The 18,874-nt window shown below is 72.0% G+C and carries 15 protein-coding genes; 11 read left to right on the forward strand and 4 right to left on the reverse strand.

From position 1 onward, the window contains the following. Window positions 1-346: 346 nt before the first annotated feature. Window positions 347-1,030: a TetR/AcrR family transcriptional regulator gene (locus AC2A1K_RS05545; RefSeq protein WP_483895323.1), complete on the reverse strand. Its 684-nt coding sequence runs from the start codon at window positions 1,028-1,030 to the stop codon at window positions 347-349. A gap of 228 nt (window positions 1,031-1,258) precedes the next feature. On the opposite strand from AC2A1K_RS05545, the gene AC2A1K_RS05550 reads away from it, so the two are divergent. The 11 genes from AC2A1K_RS05550 to AC2A1K_RS05600 are packed head-to-tail and all read left to right on the forward strand — an operon-like array spanning window position 1,259 to window position 14,823. After that, window positions 1,259-2,452: a thiolase family protein gene (locus AC2A1K_RS05550; RefSeq protein ID WP_483895324.1), complete on the forward strand. Its 1,194-nt coding sequence runs from the start codon at window positions 1,259-1,261 to the stop codon at window positions 2,450-2,452. Next, complete coding sequence (locus AC2A1K_RS05555; protein WP_483895325.1) at window positions 2,449-3,267, forward strand: enoyl-CoA hydratase/isomerase family protein; 819 nt, start codon at window positions 2,449-2,451, stop codon at window positions 3,265-3,267. Before AC2A1K_RS05550 ends, AC2A1K_RS05555 begins: the two co-directional genes overlap by 4 nt. 26 nt (window positions 3,268-3,293) lie before the next feature. Continuing rightward, window positions 3,294-4,643: an MFS transporter gene (locus tag AC2A1K_RS05560; protein ID WP_483895326.1), complete on the forward strand. Its 1,350-nt coding sequence runs from the start codon at window positions 3,294-3,296 to the stop codon at window positions 4,641-4,643. Continuing rightward, on the forward strand, window positions 4,643-6,208 hold the full coding sequence (locus AC2A1K_RS05565) for an AMP-binding protein (protein ID WP_483895327.1): 1,566 nt from the start codon (window positions 4,643-4,645) through the stop codon (window positions 6,206-6,208). Before AC2A1K_RS05560 ends, AC2A1K_RS05565 begins: the two co-directional genes overlap by 1 nt. 9 nt (window positions 6,209-6,217) lie before the next feature. Further along, window positions 6,218-7,210, forward strand: coding sequence for a TIGR03617 family F420-dependent LLM class oxidoreductase (locus AC2A1K_RS05570; RefSeq protein WP_483895328.1), 993 nt, complete (start codon window positions 6,218-6,220; stop codon window positions 7,208-7,210). 26 nt (window positions 7,211-7,236) lie between these two features. Next, window positions 7,237-8,028 carry an SDR family NAD(P)-dependent oxidoreductase gene (locus tag AC2A1K_RS05575; RefSeq protein ID WP_483895329.1) on the forward strand — a complete coding sequence of 264 codons (792 nt, stop codon included), beginning with the start codon at window positions 7,237-7,239 and terminating at the stop codon, window positions 8,026-8,028. Between the two features lie 56 nt (window positions 8,029-8,084). Then, on the forward strand, window positions 8,085-10,184 hold the full coding sequence (locus tag AC2A1K_RS05580) for a hydantoinase/oxoprolinase family protein (RefSeq protein ID WP_483895330.1): 2,100 nt from the start codon (window positions 8,085-8,087) through the stop codon (window positions 10,182-10,184). 2 nt (window positions 10,185-10,186) lie between these two features. Next, a complete protein-coding gene (locus tag AC2A1K_RS05585) occupies window positions 10,187-12,184 on the forward strand; it encodes a hydantoinase B/oxoprolinase family protein (protein WP_483895331.1) in 1,998 nt (665 codons plus the stop codon). Beyond that, window positions 12,184-12,483, forward strand: coding sequence for a hypothetical protein (locus tag AC2A1K_RS05590; protein WP_483895332.1), 300 nt, complete (start codon window positions 12,184-12,186; stop codon window positions 12,481-12,483). The genes AC2A1K_RS05585 and AC2A1K_RS05590 overlap by 1 nt, the downstream gene beginning before the upstream one ends. Then, window positions 12,480-13,595 (forward strand): Zn-dependent alcohol dehydrogenase, encoded by a 1,116-nt coding sequence (locus tag AC2A1K_RS05595; RefSeq protein ID WP_483895333.1) that lies wholly within the window; start codon window positions 12,480-12,482, stop codon window positions 13,593-13,595. Before AC2A1K_RS05590 ends, AC2A1K_RS05595 begins: the two co-directional genes overlap by 4 nt. Before the next feature lie 40 nt (window positions 13,596-13,635). Beyond that, complete coding sequence (locus AC2A1K_RS05600; RefSeq protein ID WP_483895334.1) at window positions 13,636-14,823, forward strand: acyl-CoA dehydrogenase family protein; 1,188 nt, start codon at window positions 13,636-13,638, stop codon at window positions 14,821-14,823. Between the two features lie 150 nt (window positions 14,824-14,973). Here AC2A1K_RS05600 and AC2A1K_RS05605 read toward each other — a convergent pair whose 3' ends face one another. Genes AC2A1K_RS05605 through AC2A1K_RS05615 form a run of 3 tightly spaced genes read right to left on the reverse strand, consistent with a single transcriptional unit; the run spans window position 14,974 to window position 18,874 of the window. Beyond that, window positions 14,974-16,596: an AMP-binding protein gene (locus AC2A1K_RS05605; protein ID WP_483895335.1), complete on the reverse strand. Its 1,623-nt coding sequence runs from the start codon at window positions 16,594-16,596 to the stop codon at window positions 14,974-14,976. Next, window positions 16,596-17,684 (reverse strand): acyl-CoA dehydrogenase family protein, encoded by a 1,089-nt coding sequence (locus AC2A1K_RS05610; RefSeq protein WP_483895336.1) that lies wholly within the window; start codon window positions 17,682-17,684, stop codon window positions 16,596-16,598. Before AC2A1K_RS05610 ends, AC2A1K_RS05605 begins: the two co-directional genes overlap by 1 nt. Then, the gene (locus AC2A1K_RS05615) at window positions 17,681-18,874 is read right to left on the reverse strand and encodes an acyl-CoA dehydrogenase family protein (RefSeq protein WP_483895337.1); all 1,194 of its coding nucleotides are present in this window, start codon (window positions 18,872-18,874) and stop codon (window positions 17,681-17,683) included. Before AC2A1K_RS05615 ends, AC2A1K_RS05610 begins: the two co-directional genes overlap by 4 nt.

Here is an 18,874-nt window from a genome sequence, read left to right on the forward strand (position 1 = left end):
ACCGCGACCGGGGCTGAGCATCACCTCGGGCCCACTCTCATCCCCGGACCGGCAGGTTCGCCGGCAGGCGATCCAACACCGCGTCGTCGCTCCGCCGCGATCGGGCGCTCGGGGAGGCGGGCACTCCGTTCGCGGGGAACGACCACACGACCCGGCCGGGATCGGCCTTCTCGACCGCCGAGTACCACTCCCGCAGCGGCTCGCAGAGCCTCAGGTGAAGATCGAACGCCCGCCGCTGACGGGTTCGGTCCCCACCTTCCGGGCTCGCAGCACCTCGGGCGCCGGGACCGAGATCAGCACCAGGTCGGCCGACCCGAGCCCGCCCGCCGCGAACGCGGCGCGGCCATCACGCCCGCCCGTCGGGCACGTCCTGGGAGGAGGACGTCACGTTCACGGCCGGTTCGTCGAGACGTACCCCGCCCAGGACGAGGTCGGTCCAGACGCCGGCGATCTCCGTGCCACTCAGTTGGCCGCTCGGGCGGTACCACTTGTTGACCCAGTTGCACATGCCGAAGATCGCCAGGGCTGTCGCCTGGACCGGCATCGGCCGGAACTCGCCCTCGGCCATCCCCTTCTCGAGGATCTCCTCGACGAAGCGCGTGTACTCATTGCTGCGGGCGTGAGCCCTGCGCCGGAAGGCGGGGGACAGGTCCCGGTAGTGCTCGAAGAAGGCCTGGACGTAGCCCGGGATGGACTCGTTGGCGAGGACCATCTTGTTGATGGCCGCACGGAGCATCTCGGTGGCTGTCCCTCCCGACTCCCGGACCAGCTCGGCGTGGTCCAGGAAGTCGTTGGCGAGCACCTCGTGCATCGCGAAGAGGATCTCGTCACGACTGCGGAAGTAGTGGTACAGCGCCGACTTGCTGATCTTGTTCGCCGCCGCGATCTCCTCGAGCGACGCGTTCGCGTACCCGACCTTGGTGATGACCTTGGCGGCGGCGTCGAGGATCTCCCGGCGCCGTCGGTCGCCCTTCCCGCCCGGGGTGAACTCCTTCGGCTTGGCGGTGCGTGAGACCCGGCGATCGACCATGTCGAAAGGGTAACAGTCGGCCGCTCATAGAGACGATCTTAGTCAAGATCGTGCGCTCATACTTTCCGACCGGTCGGACGTACTTTGCAACATCGCACCAGTTCAGAGACCTGTTGACGCTGTTGTGTGTTGCTCGCTACTGTCCGACCAGTCGGTCAGGACACGACCGACTGGTCGGACGAAAATCCCTGAGGCCGTTACCGCGGCTCGGCGAGCCATGGAGTCTCGATGCGCGAGGTCAACATCATCGGGGTCGGGATGACCCCGTTCGGTAAGTCTCCGGACGCCACCGTCGGCGGGCTGAGTCGCGAGGCGGCCGCCGCGGCGCTCGCCGACGCGGGGCTGACGCCGTCGGACGTCGGCATCGTCGTCCACGCGAACTCCCTCGCCGGTGCCCTGACCGGGCAGCACTCGATGCGCGGTCAGGTGGCGCTGGGCGGACCGGACTTCGGGGAGATCCCCGTCGTCAACGTCGAGAACGCGTGCGCGTCGTCCTCGTCCGGAGTCCACCTCGCGCTCGGCCTCGTGCGGTCGGGTCAGTACGACAGGGCACTCATCGTCGGCTCGGAGAAGCTGACCGGTCGGTCCACCCGAGAGGTGCTCGACGCGATGCTCTCCGGTACCGACCTCGCCCGCGTCCCCGCCATCAGTCGTGAGCTCACGGGCTCGGACGAGCCTCCGGAGTCCTTCTACATGGCGATGTACTCCTGGGTGACCCACCAGTACATGGACCGCTCCGGTGCGACCCGGGAGGATTTCGCCGACGTCGCTGTCAAGAACTCCGCTGCGGGCGCGCTCAACCCGAACGCTCAGTACCGCACTCCGCTGTCCCGCGAGCAGGTCCTGTCCGGCCGCGTCATCGCCGACCCGCTCACCGTGGTGATGTGTGCCCCGGTCGCCGACGGCGCCGCGGCCGTGGTGATCGAGGCCGCCGAGGTGGCTCCGGCTCGCGCGGACGCCATTCGGGTGCGGGCGTCCGTGCTGCGCTCAGGTATCCCGGGCGGGGCGGCCGTCTCGCCCGAGGTGCAGGCCTCCCGGGCGGCGTACGAGACGGCGGGGATCGGGCCGGCCGACCTGGACGTCGTCGAGTGTCACGACGCTGCCTCGTCGAAGGAAATGATCATGTACGAGAAGCTCGGTCTCTGCGCTCCCGGCGACGGTCCGAAGCTCCTGGCGTCCGGCGCGGTGGCGATCGGCGGACAGGTGCCCGTGAACCCGAGCGGGGGGCTCGTGTCGCGTGGCCATCCGGTAGGGGCAACAGGGTGCGCGCAGCTCCATGAGCTCGTCACGCAACTGCGTGGCCGGGCCGGGGAGCGCCAGGTGGAGGGGGCGCGTATCGCGCTCGCCGAGAACTCCGGCGGCTACGTTCACCCCGATCCGGGCGTCTGCGTGGTCACCATCCTCGAGCGGGCGGCGGCGTGAGCGCGACGACAACCCCGGAGGCGTCAGCGGCGGAGGGTCCCGCCATCGTCGTCGAGCGGCGGGGTGAGGCCCTCTGGCTGCGCATCAACCGTCCGGATCGGATGAACGGGATTTCCCCGGAGGTCCTCGCGGGTCTCGACGCGGGGCTCGACACCGCCGAGCAGGACGCGAGCATCCGGGCGGTGGTCATCACCTCCACGGGGACCGCGTTCTGTGCGGGCGCCGACCTGTCACACGTGCGACGGATCGTCGAGTCCGAAGGCGGGCACCAGGCGTTCCTCCACGGTGCGGGCCGGCTGCTGAGCCGCCTCGAGGCCTTCGGCCTGCCGGTGATCGCCGCGGTGCAGGGTCTCGCCCTCGCCGGTGGTCTCGAGCTCATCCTCTGCGCCGACCTCGTCGTCGCCGCCGAGTCCGCGCGCATCGGCGACGCCCACGCCAACTACGGCCTCCTGCCAGGCGGAGGAGGCTCGATCCGGCTGCCGCGCCGAGTGGGTCCCGCACGGGCCCGGTACCTGCTCTTCACCGGCGACGTCCTGCCCGCCCGTGCGTTCCTCGACACCGACCTCGTCCACGACGTCGTGGCGGACGACGCGCTCGTCGACACCGTCGACGGCATCGTCGCCAAGATCGCGCGAAAGAGCCCGACAGGGCTGCGGCGGATGAAGGAACTGGTCGCCGACGGCATGGAGGTCCCGCAGGCCATCGGCCTGCGCATGGAGCTCCGGCAGTCCGCGGCGCACGAGCAGTCTCACGACTTCCGGGAGGGCCTGTCGGCCTTCTTCGCCAAGCGCGCCCCCCGTTTCACCGGCCACTGAGCCACGACCTCCAGGAAAGGCCGGCCATGGACACCGTTCGTCCAGGCGTCACCACGACCGCGCCCGCTCGTCGCCGGGCCGTTGCCGCGATCTCGATCGGCAACTTCGTCGAGTGGTTCGACTTCGGCGTCTACGCCATCTTCGCGACGATCATCGCTCAACAGTTCTTCCCGGCCGGGGACCCGCTGGTGTCGCTGCTCGCGACGTTCGCGGTCTTCGGGGTGGCCTACGTGGTCCGGCCCATCGGAGCCATCGTGTTCGGTCACTTCGGTGACCGGGTGGGTCGGCGGGACACGCTGGCGATCGTCATGGTCCTGATGGCCCTGTCGACCGCGCTGATCGGACTCACGCCGACCTACGCGTCGATCGGTGCCGCGGCGCCGATCGTCCTCGTCGTGGCGCGCGCACTGCAGGGCTTCTCGGTCGGCGGCGAATGGGGCGGTGCCGCCTCCTTCCTGGCCGAGCACGCGCCTTCCGGACGGAGAGGGGCGTACGGCGGGCTGATGATGGGCACGCTGATGCTCGGCATCCTCGCCGGAGCCGCGTGCGCCACTGTCCTCACCCTGCTGATGCCGGCGCAGGCGCTCGCCTCGTACGGGTGGCGGATTCCTTTCCTGCTCGCGCTGCCGCTCGGTCTGATCGGTCTCTACCTGCGGCTGCGGCTCGAGGAGTCACCTCGGTTTCGCGCGGTGGCGCAGGAGGCCCAGGTGCAGCGCGCGCCGCTCGTGCAGGCCCTGCGCGTGCACTGGCCGGCGATGCTGCGCGTCGTCGGGATCGCCGTCCTCGTCACCTCCGGCACCTACCTGCTCGGGTTCCTGATCACCTACTCGGTGCAGGTCCTGAGGTGGAGCCTGCTGACGGCGTTGACCGCCGACGTCCTGGCCCTCGCCGCGTGTGTGGCGCTGATCGTGGTCACGTCCCGGTTGTCGGACCGCTACGGCCGCCTGCCGATCCTGCGCTGGTCGGGTCTCGCCCTGCTGGTCGTGGTGGCCCCGCTGTTCCTGCTGATGGGTCAGGGCCTCGTGGGCCTGCTGGTGGCGCACACGCTCCTGGGTGCGGCGGTCGGTGCCTACGCGGGTCCCGTCACCGCGGCCGTGACCGAGTTGTTCCCGACCGACGTGCGTTACAGCGGTCTCTCGCTGAGCTACAGCGTCGCGACCTCGGTGTTCGGCGGGACGACCCCCTTGATCGTCACCTTCCTGCTGCAGCGCACGGGCGACCCGCTCGCCCCCGCCTGGTTCATAGCGGCGACCGCCGCCGTGTCGGTGCTCGTGGTGTTCACGGCGAGGGAAACGGCCGGCGGCTCGCTCGTCGATCGCTCCGCGCCGCCGGCCGCCGCGACCTCCACGACCGTCGCGACCGAGAGGGTGACCTGATGACGGCGAGCGTTGAGATCACCTACAGCCACCTCATCGTCCAGGCGCTGACCGCCCGCCCCGAGCGCGAGGCCTTCGTCCAGGGCGACCGGCGCCTGAGCTACGGGCAGACGGCCGACCTGACCGGACGCATCCAGCAGGTCCTGGCCGAGCATGGCATCGGGCTCGGCGTCGGGGTGGGCACCTTGAGCCCCAACATGCCCGAGACCTGGATGGTGCAGGCGGCGACCTATCTCCTCGGCGGTCGCTACAGCGGCCTGCACCCCCTCGGGTCCGTCGACGACCATGTACGCCTCTGCGCCGACGCGGACATCCGCGTGCTCGTCGTGCACCCCGACGTCGTCGAGACGGCCGCCGCGGTGGCCGCCCGCTCGCCCGGGGTCGAGCACGTCCTGGGGCTCGGGCCGACCGACCTGGGCAAGGACCTGCTCGCGCTCACCGACGCGAAACCCTCGATCCGGCTCGAGCCCGGCCCGGCGCGCCTCGACGACGTCGCCTGGCTGCAGTTCACCGGCGGCACGACCGGCGAGCCGAAGGGGGTGCCGAACACCCAGCGGGCCTGCGCGGCTCAGGCGCAGATCTGGCTGAGCTCCTACGGGGTGCCGCACCGCGCCCGCTACCTCGCCTCGTCGCCGATCACCCACGCCGCCCTGCTGACGATCCTCCCGACGTTGTTGCGCGGCGGTACCGTGGTCCTGCAGCAGGGGTTCGACCCCGAGGCGTGGCTGGCCACGGTGGCCGCCGAGCGCATCGACATCGCGCTGATGGTGCCGACCATGGTCGCGGCGGTCCTCGACGAGCTCCGGCCCGGCCGACACGACCTGTCCTCGATGCGGACCTTGCTCTACGGCGCGGCCCCGATGTCGCGCTCGCGGATCGCCGAGGCGTGGGAGCGCATCGGGCCCGTGTTGCGCCAGGGCTACGCGTGCTCCGAGGCCGGTGGGCCGATCGCGGTGCTCGAGCCGGAGGACCACGACCCGGCCGGCGCACGGCCGGAGCTGCTCGACTCGTGCGGGCGCACGGCGATCGGGGTCCGCACGGCGATCCTCGACCCCGACGGCGATCCGGTGGGGGACGGGGAGATCGGCGAGATCTGCGTGCGGGCCCCCGGCGTGATGGCTGGTTACTGGCGCCGTCCGGACCTCTCCGCGGCGGTGCTTCGGCACGGCTGGCTCTACACCGGAGACATGGGGCGCCGCGACGACCAGGGCTACCTGTACCTCGTCGACCGCTCCAAAGACATGATCATCTCAGGTGGCTTCAACGTCTACCCGCGCGAGGTCGAGGACGTCCTGATGGAGCATCCGTCACTCGCGGCGGCGGCCGTGATCGGGACCCCGGACGGGCGCTGGGGGGAAGCGGTTCGCGCGGTGGTGACGATCCGCCCGGGCGCGACCGTCGACGCCCGCGAACTCCAGGCGCTGGTGCGCCGGCGCAAGGGCCCGCACTACACGCCGAAGGTCGTCGACATCGTCGACCGCCTGCCGACGACGCCTGTCGGCAAGATCGACAAGAAGGCCCTGCGCGCCCCGTTCTGGGCCGACCAGCCCCGCCAGGTCAACTGAGGAGGACCGATGAAGATCGAGGTGCGGGTGCGCAACCCGCTCGAGGTCATCGGCGAGGACGCCCGCACGGCCGAGCACCTGGGCGCCGACGGGATCCTCAACGCCGAGATCGAGGAGGACCCCTTCCCCGGGCTGACTCTGGTCGCGTCGCGCACGCAGCGGGTCACCTTCGGGCCGGCGGTCGCCGTCGCCTTCGCGCGCACGCCGATGACCGTCGCCTACCCCGCCTACCACCTCCAGCGGTTCTCTCGGGGCCGGTTCGTCCTCGGGCTCGGCAGCCAGATTCGGCCGCACATCGAGCGTCGCTACGGCATGCCCTGGGGAAAGCCCGCCGCGCGGATGAAGGAGTTCGTGTCCGCGCTGCATGCCATCTGGCACACCTGGGACACCGGCGAGCCGCTCGAGCACCGCGGCGAGTTCTACACCCACACCCTGATGGCCCCGATGATGTCGCCGACCCGCAACGCCTTCGGCCCCCCGAAAGTCTTCGTCGCCGCCGTCGGTCAACAGATGCTTCGCACCGTCGGCGAGGTCGCCGACGGGCTCTACCCCCACGCCTTCATGACCGAGCGCTACCTGCGCGAGGTCGTGCTGCCCACTGTCCGTGCCAGCCAGCAGGCGGCGGGTCGCCCCGACCACGCGGTCGAGGTCGCGGTGTCCTCGCTGATCGCCACCGACGAGGCCGAGTTCGAGGCGGCTCGCGCGCAGATCGCCTTCTACGCCTCCACGCTGGCCTACCGCCCGGTGCTGGACCTCCACGGCTGGGGTGCGCTGCAGGACGAGCTGCACCCGCTGTCCAAGGAGGGCCGGTGGAGCGAGATGACGCCGCTCGTGCCCGATGAGGTCGTGCACACGATGACGGTGGTCGGCTCGAACGCGGACATCGCCAAGGGCCTGCGGACACGGTTCGACGGCATCGCCGACCGCCTCAACTTCTACGTGCCCGGCGACGTGCCCCCGCCGTCGCGCTACGCCGACCTGATCGCCGAGCTCCACGCATGAGCCGGCCCGGAGCTCCTGGAGCAGCCGTGCCCACCGACATCCTCGACCTCACCGGACGCACCGTCCTGGTCACCGGCGCCGGGCAGGGCGTCGGCCGCCAGATCGCGCTGTTCAGCGCGGCGCACGGCGCCACGGTCGTTGTCAACGACTACCACGCCGACCGGGCGGCGGCGGTGACCGCCGAGATCACCGAGGACGGCGGCCGCGCCGTCGCCGAACGCTGCGACGTCACCGAGTACGACGACGTCCGCGCCATGGTCAGCCGGGTGGAGGACGCCGTCGGCGGCATCGACGTCCTGGTCAACAACGCCGGCAACGCCGGACCGGTCGTCGACGGCACGGTGCCCGCCCCGCCGTTCTGGGAGACCGAGCCGAAGGACTGGGAGCCCTGGCTGGGGACCAACTTCTTCGGCGTCCTCAACGTGACCCGCGCCGCCGTCCCCGGGATGGTCACGCGCGGATGGGGTCGGGTCATCACCACGATCTCGGACGCCGGCCGGGTGGGCGAGCCCAACCTCGCCGTCTACGGCGGGGCGAAGGCCGGCGCCGCGGGCTTCTCCCGCGGCCTGGCCAAGGCGCTCGGGCGCCACGGGATCACGGTGAACTGCGTGTCCCTCGGGTCGGTGGACACCCCCGGTGTCGCGCCGCTCAACGCCGACCCGGTGCAGGTCGAGAAGAGCCTGCGGCGCTACGTGATCCGGCGGATCGGCCGTCCCGACGACGTGGCCGGGATGGTCTTGTTCCTGGCTTCCGAGTCCGCCTCGTGGATCACCGGCCAGACCTACCCCGTCAACGGCGGCTACTCCTTCGCCGTCTGACGGCGCCTCCTCGACCAGCCAGTCGACCAACCACGGACCACGGAAGGGGCTCACCGGTGAGCTACGTGATCGGCATCGACGTCGGCGGCACGTTCACCGACGCGTTCGCGACCGACGAGCACGGGCGGGTGCACGCGGCCAAGTCGCCGTCGACGCCGCCCGACTTCGAGCAGGGCGTGCTCAACGCGGTGGACGAGCTCGCCGCGGCGGCGGGCCTGGACACCGCGGCGCTGCTGCGCGACACCTCGCACATCTGCCACGGCACCACCGCCACCCTCAACGCCCTGGTCACCGGCGACGTCGCCGAGGTGGGGTTCCTGACCACCGTCGGGCACGCCGACTCCATCATGATCATGAATCTGGAGGGTCGCTACGCCGGCCGGGACTCCGACTACGTCCGGAACATGACCCGGCACACGAAGCCGGCGCCCCTCGTCCGGCGCGGTCGCATCCGCGAGATGACCGAGCGGGTCGACAGCAGGGGCGAGGTCGTCGTGCCCCTCGACGAGGAGGCCGCCCGCGTCGCGATCGCCGAGCTGATCGCCGACGGCGCCGAGGCCTTTGCCGTCTCGCTGCTCTGGTCCTTCCTGAACCCGGCGCACGAGCGCCGGCTGCGCGAGCTGGTCCACGAGCAGGCGCCGGGCGCCTACGTCGGCCTGTCGAGCGAGCTCAGCCCCCGCATCCGCGAGTACCCGCGCAACGTCACGACGATCATGAGCACCCAGGTCGGTCCCCGGCTGCGCGACTACCTGGCGCCACTGCGGGCCCAGCTCGACGAGCGCGGCTTCGACGGGACGTTGCTCGTCATGCAGGGCTCCGGTGGAGCGATCACCGCCGAGGACGCCCCCGACCGCGCCATCACCACGATCGGCTCGGTGCTGACCGGCGGCCTGGTCGGCTGCCGCAACCTCGGACGCCAGCTCGGCCACGACAACATCATCTCCACCGACATCGGCGGGACCACCTTCCTCGTCGGGATGGTGGTCGACGGCGAGCCGGTGAAGTCGACGACGACGGTGCTGAACCAGTACACGATCAGCACGCCGACGGTGAAGGTGAGCACGATCGGTAGCGGCGGCGGAGCGATCGCCTGGATCGACGGCGGAGGCAACCTGCGCGTCGGACCGCGCAGCGCCGGCGCCCGCCCGGGACCCGCCTGCTACGGCGCAGGCGGGGTCGAGCCGACCGTCACCGACGCCGACCTGGTCCTGGGCATCGTCAACCCGGACAACTTCCTCGGCGGTCGCCGCAAGCTGGACCGGGCGCTGGCCGAGAAGGCCGTCCGCGAGCGAATCGGCGAGCCGCTGGGCCTCGGCGTGGAGGACGCTGCCGCCGCGATCTACGCGATCCAGAACGCGCAGGCCGCCGACCTGGTGCGCGCCGTCGTGGTCAACGCCGGCTACGACCCCCGCGACTTCGTCGTCTACTCCTTCGGCGGCGCGGGCCCCGTGCACTGCGTCAACTACTCGCGCGACCTGGGGGCCAAGGCGGTCGTGGTGCCGTTGGGAGCGACCGCGGCCACCTTCTCCGCCTACGGCCTCGCGAGCAGCGACGTCGTCCTGGCCGGTGAGGTGTCGGACCCCGCGAACTTCCCCGTCCCGGCCGCGGCGATGCAACGGGCCTTCGACGGCCTCGAGACCGAGCTCCGCGAGCGGATGGACTCGCAGCGCCTGTCGTTCGCGGACGTCGCGGTCACCCGTGAGGTCGATGTGCGCTACAGCATGCAGCTCTCCGAGGTCGCGACCCCCGTGCCCGCGGGCGCCATCGACGACGCGGCCGCGGCCGGCGTGACCGACACCTTCGACGGGCTCTACGCCCGGCTCTACGGCTCCGAGGCCGGGTTCCGCGCGGCGGGCCACCAACTCATCACGTACCGCTCCTACGCCACCGGCACGCTCCCGGTGCAGCCCGACCTGCCGTCGGCCGAGAGCGGCAGCGGCAGCCCTCACCCGTACGGGCAGCGGCGGGCGTTCCTCGCTCACGAGCAGGGCTGGCAGGACGTCGACGTCTACCACTACACGGACCTGCGGGCCGGGCAGGCGTTCGCCGGTCCCGCCGTGGTGGAGGCCGACACGACCACGCTCGCGGTGCCCGAGGGAACGGCCGCCACCGTCGACCACCTCGGCAACATCGTCCTGACTCCCGGGAAGGCCTGATCATGCCCGTGACCCCCGTTCCCGGGTCGGAGAAGTTCTCCTACCGACCCACCCCCGCCGCGCGCCTGCGCGAGATCGCCGGAGAGCACGTCCGATTGCACGACGTCGACGCCGCGTCGATCGCGGCGGTCGACCCCTTGACCTACGAGGTCGTCCGGCACCGCCTGGAGTCCGTCACCTACGAGATGGGCGAGGCGATCAAGCGGATGTCGGGGTCGGCGATCGTCACCGACAGCAACGACTTCAACTTCGCGATCATGGACGAGGTCGGCGACGAGGTCGAGATCGGGCTCTACAACACCGCGCTGTGCGCCGCGATCGACATGGCGGTGAAGTGGACCCTCGAGCACCGCTCGGCCAACCCCGGCATCCGCCCCGGTGACATGTTCCTGTGCAACGACCCGTGGGTCGGAGGCGGACTGCACCAGAACGACACCGCGCTGTTCGCCCCGCTGTTCGTCGGCGACGAGATCTTCGCTTGGACCGGCGCCGTCGCCCACCAGATCGACCTCGGCGGCGTCTCCCCGGGCAGCTGGACGGTGAAGTCCACCGACGTCTTCTGGGAGTCGCTGCCCACCCCGCCGGTCAAGATCGTCGAGAGCGGGGTGCTGCGCAGCGACATCGAGGACGTGTGGCTGCGTCGCAGCCGGGTCCCCGCCCTCGTGGGACTCGACCTGCGGGCCAAGATCGGCGCGAACCACATGGCCCAGGAGCGCCTCGACGAGCTGGTGGCGCGCTACGGCGCGGACACCGTCAAGGCCGTCATGCGTCGCATCCTGGACAACACCGAGCAGCGGGTCCGCGCGAAGCTCGCCGCCATCCCCGACGGCGAGTGGTCGGCCGTCGCCTACCAGGACTCCGCGCGTGAGGGCGACCAGACGCTGTACCGGATCGTGCTGACGCTGACCAAGCGCGGCGACAAGCTGCACTTCGACTTCACCGGCACCGACCCGCAGGCCGACGGGTTGATCAACTGCACCCACGCCGGCGTGCGCGGCGGCATCACCCCCGCGGTCCTCGTCGCCCTGTGCGGCGACATCCCCTGGGCACCCGCCGGGGTGTTCCGCTGCATCGAGATCACCAGCGAGCCCGGCACGATCAACGACTGCACCTTCCCCGCCGGGATCAGCAAGGGGTCGGTCGCGTCCGCCTGGGCGACCCTCAACGTCGTCGCCGAATGCCTCGGGGGCATGCTCGACACACGGGAGGAGACCCGCCCGAACGTCACCGCCGTCTGCCTCGGCTCCTGGGATCTCGCCCTGCTGGCCGGGCTCGACCAGCGCGGAGCGCCCTTCGTCAGCATGATCGGCGACGCCATGGCCGGCGGCTTCGGGGCCCGCTCCGACCAGGACGGGGTCGACACCGGCGGCATGGCCGGGGCGCCGATGGGCCGGATCCCGGACGTCGAGATGACCGAGTTCAGCTATCCGCTGCTCTACCTGTGGCGCCGCGAGGAGCCCGACTCCGGCGGTCCCGGTCGGTACCGGGGTGGCGTGGGTGGCTCGTCCTGCTTCGTGATGCACGGCAGCGCCGCGCCGGCCCTGCACATGGTCGTCTCCGGCGGCGGCAAGGCGATCCCGCAGTCCTCGGGCGTCTCCGGTGGCTACCCCGCGAACACCCAGCTCGACCTGGCCATCCGCGGCGCCGACGCGCGCGCCCAGCTCGCGGCCGGGCGCATCGTCACCTCCCTCGACGAGATCACCGGGCAGCGCGAGGTGATGCCCCCGCACCTGGAGACCGTGCTGGGCGACCAGGACGTCTACTACATGGCCTGGCAGGGCGGGGGCGGGTACGGCGACCCGCTGCACCGCGACCCGGCCCTGGTCGAGGCGGACCTCCGCGCGGAGAAGATCACTCCCGCGGCCGCGGCCGACATCTACGGCGTCCTGACCCAACCGGGCGGGACCGCGGTCGACCAGGACGCCACCGAGCGACGGCGCCGCGAGCTGCGCGCCGAGCGGCTCGCGGGCGCGGGCCCCCGGATCGAGAGGAACGCGTGATGAGCCGCGTCGACGACAACGTCCGCCGCAGCGACGACGGGACGCTGACCTGTGCCTCCTGTGACGTGCTCCTGGCCGCTCCCGGCGAGCCGTACCTGCACCGCGCCCTGCTACGCATCGGCGACGTGTCCCTCGCGGGACCGCACGTGCGGGCCGCCGATCCGCCGGTCGTGGACGAGCAGGTCGAGTTCCGGCAACGGATCTGCCCCTCGTGCGCCACGGCGCTGCTGACCGAGGTCGTCGCGGCCGCGGACGCGGCGCCGCGGCGCGCGTCGCTCGCCGGGTCGGCGACGACGTGAAGAGCACCGCCGCAGTGATCCACCAAGCGGGGAAGCCGCTCGAGCTCGTCGAGCTCGAGGTGGCGGCCCCGCTCGAGGGACAGGTGCTCGTCCGGTACACCCACGCGGGACTGTGCCACTCCGACCTGCACGTCATGCAGGGCGACATCCCGGGCTGGTTGCCGATGGTCCTCGGGCACGAGGGCTCCGGGATCGTCGAGGAGGTCGGCCCGGGCGTCACCCGCGTCACCGTGGGCGACCACGTGGTCTGCTCGTTCATCCCGAGCTGCGGGCACTGCCACTGGTGCGCCACCGGCCAGCAAGCCATCTGCGACACGGGCGCGAACATCATGCGGGGCTTCCTGCCGCCCGGGCAGAGCTGGCCGCTGTCGGGGCCCGCCGGCCGTTACGGCGCCATGTGCATGCTCGGAACGTTCAGCCAGTACGGCGTCGTCCACGAGACATCCGTGGTGCGGATCGAGCCGGACCTCCCGCTGGACAAGGCGGCCCTGGTCGGGTGCGGGGTGCCTACCGGCTGGGGCGCCGCCGTGAACGCCGCGCACGTCCGGCCGGGGGACACCGTGCTCGTCTACGGCAGCGGAGGGATCGGGATCCACGCCGTGCAGGGCGCCCGCCACGCGGGGGCGGCCCACGTCATCGCCGTCGACCCGGTGGCGAGCAAGCGGGAGGCCGCGCTGCAGTTCGGCGCGACCCATGCCCTCGGGAGCGCCGACGAGGCACGCGCACTGGCGCACTCCCTGACCCGCGGCGTCGGGGCGTCGAAGGCCGTGATCACGGTGGGCACCATGACCTCCGAGGTCGTCTCCGAGGCGTTCGACGCGATCGGCAAGGCCGGGGTCGTCGTCCTGATCGCCATGGGCCCGGCGGACGAGAGAACGATCGAGCTGTCGGGCACGGTGACGACGCTGTGGAAGAAGACGATCCGGGGCAGCCTGTTCGGCGACTGCAACCCGACCACCGACATCCCCCTCCTGCTCGACCTCTACCGCGCGGGTGACCTCCGGCTCGACGGCTTGATCACCCGGACCTACACGCTGGAGCAGGTCAACGAGGGGTACGACGACCTCGTCGCCGGCCGCAACCTGCGCGGTCTGATCGTCCACGAGCATTGAGCAGCGCGCTCCTGACCGAACCGGACGAGGAGACTCGACCATGCCCACGCCGCACCTCGGCGCCGCCACGCCCGAGCAGGAGAAGCTCCGCGGTGAGGTGCGCGCGCTGTGCGAGCGGTTCCCGGAGTCCTACTGGCGGGAGCGCGACCGGGCCCGCGAGTACCCCGACGCGTTCGTCGAGGCCTTGACCGAGGCCGGCTACCTCGCCGTGCTCATCCCGACCGGGTACGGGGGCGGCGGGCTCGGGATCACCGAGGGCTCGATCGTGCTCGAGGAGATCAATCGCTCCGGCGGGCACGCGGCGGCCTGCCACGCGCAGATGTACACGATGGGCGCGCTGCTCAAGCACGGCAGCGAGGCCCAGAAGCAGACCTACCTGCCCGCGATCGCCGCGGGCACGCTGCGGCTGCAGGCGTTCTCGATCACCGAGCCCGAGGCGGGGTCGAACACCACCGACATCCGCACCACCGCCGTGCGCGACGGCGAGGACTACGTCATCACCGGCCACAAGAACTGGACCAGCCGCATCGAGCAGTCCGACCTCGCGCTGGTGCTGGCCCGCACCACCCCGCGCCGCGCGGACCCGGCCGAGCGCACTCGGGGCATCAGCCTGTTCCTGGTCGACCTGCGCGCGATCCGCCGCGACCAGCCCGACGCGCTCGAGGTCACCCCGGTGCGCACGATGTTCAACTACGCCACCAACGAGGTCCGCTACCGCGGTATGCGGGTGCCGGCCTCGGCGCTGATCGGCGAGGAGGGCAGGGGCTTCCGCTACGTCATCGACGGCTGGAACGCCGAGCGCATCCTGCTCGCCGCCGAGGCCGTCGGTGACGGCTACTGGTTCGTCGACCGCGCGGTGCGCTACGGACGTGACCGGGAGGTGTTCGGCGGGCCGATCGGCGCCCACCAGGGCGTGCAGTTCCCGCTGGCCCGCGCCTACGGGCAGGTCAGCGCCGCCGACCTCATGCGCTACCGCGCCGCGGCCCTGTTCGACGCCGGCGAGCGCTGCGGCGAGCAGGCCAACCTCGCGAAGTTCCTGGCCAGCGAGGCCAGCTGGCAGGCCGGCAACGCCTGCCTGGACACCCACGGCGGCTACGGCTTCGTCGACACCTGGGACGTCGAGCGCAAGTTCCGCGAGACGCGGATGTACCAGGTGGCGCCGGTGAACAACAACCTCGTGCTCGCGTACGTCGGCCAGCACGTCCTGGGCCTGCCCCGCTCCTACTGACGGCTGCGTCACCTGGGCGCGGTGCCGGCACCGCGCCCGGGCGGGCGAGCAGCAGCCCGCCGCGTCCCCCAGCAGTAGGTGTCCGGCGTCGATCCTGCGTGAAGATCGCGATCAAACCAGGGGCTCGGTCGGGTGTGGGAGCAGGGACGATCAGCTCGACGACGCGGCAAGTCGCGCGCGGATGTCGTCGCGGAGGAGGAACTTCTGGATCTTCCCGGTCGCGGTCCGCGGGAGTTCGTCGACGAGCTCCATGCGTTCGGGCAGTTTCTGGTTGGCGATGCGGTGGCGCCGGAGGAAGGCGACGAGATCGGCGAGCGACGGCACCTCTCCCCGTGCGGGGACGACGTAGGCGCAGATGCGTTCGACCAGTACCGGGTCCGGCATGCCGACCACTGCCACGTCAGCGACGGCAGGGTGCTCGGCGAGGAGGTCCTCGATCTCGCGGGCCGGGATGTTCTCGCCGCCGCGGACGATGATGTCCTTGCGGCGCCCCGTGATCGTCACGTATCCGTCGCGGTCGAGCACGGCCAGGTCGCCCGTACGGAACCACCCGTCGTCCGTGAACGCGTCCTCGTTCAGCGCGGTGTCGAGATAGCCCACGAACAGCTCGGGACCCCGCACCTCGAGGTCGCCCGCCTCGCCCGGCGGCACCGGCCGGCCGGCCTCGTCGACGATCCGGGCCCGGGCGAGCCCGATCATCCGGCCGTCGGTGGTCGCCCGCTTCTCCAGCGTGTCGTCGGCGTTGCCCCCGGACAGGGTCGGGAACTCCGTCGAGCCGTAGATGCGGGCCACGACGGCGTCGAGGTCCCGATCGGCTCGGCGGACCAGGTCGGGCGGGACGTCCGCGCCCCCGCACCCGAACACCCGCAACGACCCCAGGTCGTGCCGGACCCGCTCCGGGTGGTGCACGAGGCCGTGCAGGAAGGGCGTCGCCCCGATGACGAACGAGCACCGGTGCTGCTCGATGAGCCGCAGGGCCGTGGCGGGCTCCCAGATGTCCTGCAGGACGACCGAGGTCCCCAGCTGGAACGGCAGGTGCAGGCCGTACAGCACGCCGGTGATGTGCGCGAGCGGCGAGGGCATGAAGACGACGTCGTCCGCGGTGCACCCGAAGAGGTCGGCGATGCTGCGGTTCTCGTACGCGAGCGTGTGGTGGTTGTGCAGCGCACCCTTCGGGTCCGAGGTGGTGCCGGACGTGTAGAGCAGCACCGCCACGTCGTCGGGGGAGCGCGCCGGCGCCCTCCCGGGGGCGTGGGCGGGCGTCTCTGCGCCGAGCAGGTCGGCGAAACCGTCCTGCGGGCCGCGCACCGGTACGACGTCGCGCAGGTCCGGGAGCTCCGCACGCAGGTCGGAGATCATCACCAGGTGGTCGAACCCGCGGAAGGAGGCGGCGACGACCAGGACCCGGGCGCGGGACTGCCGCAGGATGAAGGCGACCTCGCGGTGCCGGTAGATGGGGATGATCGGCAGGGAGACGGCCCCGAGGCGCAGGACCGCGTGGTGCACCACGACGGCCTCGAGCCAGTTCGGCAGTTGCCACGCCACCACGTCGCCGTGCGCGACACCCTTCCTCGCCAGCCCCGCGGCGCAGCGCCGGACGAGGTCGTCGAGCTCGCGGTAGCCGACGGTCCGGTCGCCGTCGACGACGGCGACGCGGTCGGGGTGGATCGCGGCGTGCTCACCGAGCGCGGCGTCGAGGAACGTGCCGTCCCAGGCCCCGGAGCTGCGGTGGGGGTCGGCACCGATGCGCCCGATCGCCGTCGCTTCGATCATCAGGTCCGCTCCTCGGCCAGGCGCCGTCCTCCGAGCAGGGGGATGAGCTCGTGCTCGTCGCCGTACCAGGTCCGCAACGCCAGTGCGCGGCCCAGGTAGCGGTGCAGGTCGTGCTCGGCGGTGAAGCCGATGCCGCCGTGGACCTGCAGCGCGTCCTCGCACACCTGGCGGCCGACCCGCGCCGCGTACGCCTTGGCCTCCCAGCCCGCGAGCTCGACGTCGGCGAGCGACGACTCGTCGAGGCGCGCGAGATCGTCGACGGTCGCCGCGCAGAGGGCGTCGAGGGCGTAGGCCGACTGCGCCATCCCGGCGAGGATGTGCTGGATCGCCTGGAAGGAGCCGACGGGGCGTCCGAACTGGATCCGGTGGGTGGCGTGGCCGACGGTCTCGTCCAGCACCCGTGTCGCGATCCCGGAGAGCTCGCACGCCGCCAGGACCCGCGACCACGCGCGGACCGCGACGAGAACGTCGGCGGCCTCCGGGGCGGAGACCAGGAGCTCCTCGGTGCCGACGGGGCGTGCGTGGATCCGGACACCAGCGTACCGGGCCACCGGGTCCGTGCCCGTGCGCGCAGCGATGGTGATCGACGGGTCCCGCGCCGGCAGGACCACGATCGCCGGACCCCTGTCGGTCTCCGCCACGATCACGAGGTGGTCGGCCTGCTCGGCGGAGCGGACCAGGGTGACGGCGCCGTCGAGCACGCCGTGCGCGAGCCGGACCCGCCCCACGTCGGCGGCCCAGTCGAGGGTGACGCCCGGCTCGGCGAGCGCGAGCCGGGATCCGGCCGGGACGTCGAGCAGTGCGGGGAGGACCAGGTTCTCGGCCAGCGGGACCGGGAGGAGGCGTCGACCGGCGAGCTCGGCGAGGCCGCACACGGAGGACAGCCCGACCCCGATGCCGCCGCGCTCCTCGGGCCGAGTCAGGTCGAGCAGCCCGAGCGCGGTGAGCTCGCCGGCCAGCTCCGGATCCCATCCGTCGCAGGGCGCGACCGCACGGCCGGCGCCCGCGCGGCGGTCCAGGATCTCGTGGACGGGTCGGACGACGTCGAGGTCGGCGGTGGGGTCGTCGACGGGAACGGCGCTGGTCACGATCGCCCCCGCGGGAGCCCGAGCAGCCGCTCGGCGACGATGGTGCGCTGGATCTGCGCCGTGCCGCCGTAGATCGACGCGGCTCGTGAGTAGTAGTGGTCGTGCACCACCTGCGCCGAGGACAGGCCGAGCGGGCGGGCCTCGCGGTCGAGCCGGAAGGGCCCGAGAAGCTCCGCGAGCGCGGCGCACACGGTCTGCTCGGCGTCGTTGAGCACGAGCTTGTCGATCGAGTCGAGGGGATCGGGGCCGGTCGCGGCCGCCATCCGGGCGGCGATCCGTCGGGTCTGCGCGTCCAGCACCCGCAGCGCGAGGTGGGCCTCGCCGACACCGATGAGCACCCGGTGCGCGTTCCGGCGCTCCTCGGGCTGGGCCCGCAACGCGTCGAGCGCGTCGGCGAACATCCAGCCGATCTCCACCTGCCGGCGCAGCGTGTAGCCGGCACGTTCGCGCGAGAGGGTGTCGCGGGCGATGCGCCACCCCTCGTTCTCCGCCCCGAGCAGGTTGGCCACCGGCACCCGGACGCCGTCGAAGAACACCTCGCAGAACTCGGCGTCACCGGTCATCTGCACGATGGGGCGGACCGTGACGCCCGGGGTGGTCATGTCGACCAGCAGGTAGGAGATGCCGTCGCGGGCCGGTCTCGCGGCGGGGTCGGTGCGGCAGAGCAGGGCGCACCAGTGGGCCTGGCGGCCCCAGCTCGTCCACACCTTCTGACCGTCGACGACGAAGTGGTCGCCGTCGCGGACCGCGCGGGTGCGCAGGGAGGCGAGATCGGAGCCGGCCTCGGGCTCGGAGAAGCCCTGGCACCAGATCTCGTCTCCCGCCAGCAGCGGCGGGAGGTAGCGGCTGCGCTGTGCTGCGGTGCCGAACGCCTCGATCGACGGGCCGACGACGTCGAGGCCGATGAGGCCGATCGGGGCGGGCGCGTGGGCGCGCGCGAGCTCCTCGGCGAAGGCGAGCTGGTGGAGCGCCGTGAGGCCCCGCCCGCCGGCGGACTCCGGCCAGCCGAGACCCATCCAGCCGGCGTCGTACAACCTCCGCTGCCAGGCGCGCAGCACGGCGAAGCGCTCGTCGAGGTCCAACGGGACCGTCGGGACGTCCGTCGAGGACAGCCACGCCCTCGCGGTGCGCCGGAGCTGGTCGATCTCGGAGAGGGCGGCGACCGGGACGGTCTCGCCCGTGGCGGTCAC

This window comes from Actinomycetospora sp. 2LY8.5 (assembly GCF_057180585.1).

Bases quoted from the DNA above. Each gene is read 5' to 3' on its own strand.
- AC2A1K_RS05545 (WP_483895323.1), bottom strand. From the start codon at position 1,030: ATGGTCGATCGCCGGGTCTCACGCACCGCCAAGCCGAAGGAGTTCACC.
- AC2A1K_RS05550 (WP_483895324.1), top strand. From the start codon at position 1,259: ATGCGCGAGGTCAACATCATCGGGGTCGGGATGACCCCGTTCGGTAAG.
- AC2A1K_RS05560 (WP_483895326.1), top strand. From the start codon at position 3,294: ATGGACACCGTTCGTCCAGGCGTCACCACGACCGCGCCCGCTCGTCGC.
- AC2A1K_RS05565 (WP_483895327.1), top strand. From the start codon at position 4,643: ATGACGGCGAGCGTTGAGATCACCTACAGCCACCTCATCGTCCAGGCG.
- AC2A1K_RS05570 (WP_483895328.1), top strand. From the start codon at position 6,218: ATGAAGATCGAGGTGCGGGTGCGCAACCCGCTCGAGGTCATCGGCGAG.
- AC2A1K_RS05585 (WP_483895331.1), top strand. From the start codon at position 10,187: ATGCCCGTGACCCCCGTTCCCGGGTCGGAGAAGTTCTCCTACCGACCC.
- AC2A1K_RS05590 (WP_483895332.1), top strand. From the start codon at position 12,184: ATGAGCCGCGTCGACGACAACGTCCGCCGCAGCGACGACGGGACGCTG.
- AC2A1K_RS05600 (WP_483895334.1), top strand. From the start codon at position 13,636: ATGCCCACGCCGCACCTCGGCGCCGCCACGCCCGAGCAGGAGAAGCTC.
- AC2A1K_RS05605 (WP_483895335.1), bottom strand. From the start codon at position 16,596: ATGATCGAAGCGACGGCGATCGGGCGCATCGGTGCCGACCCCCACCGC.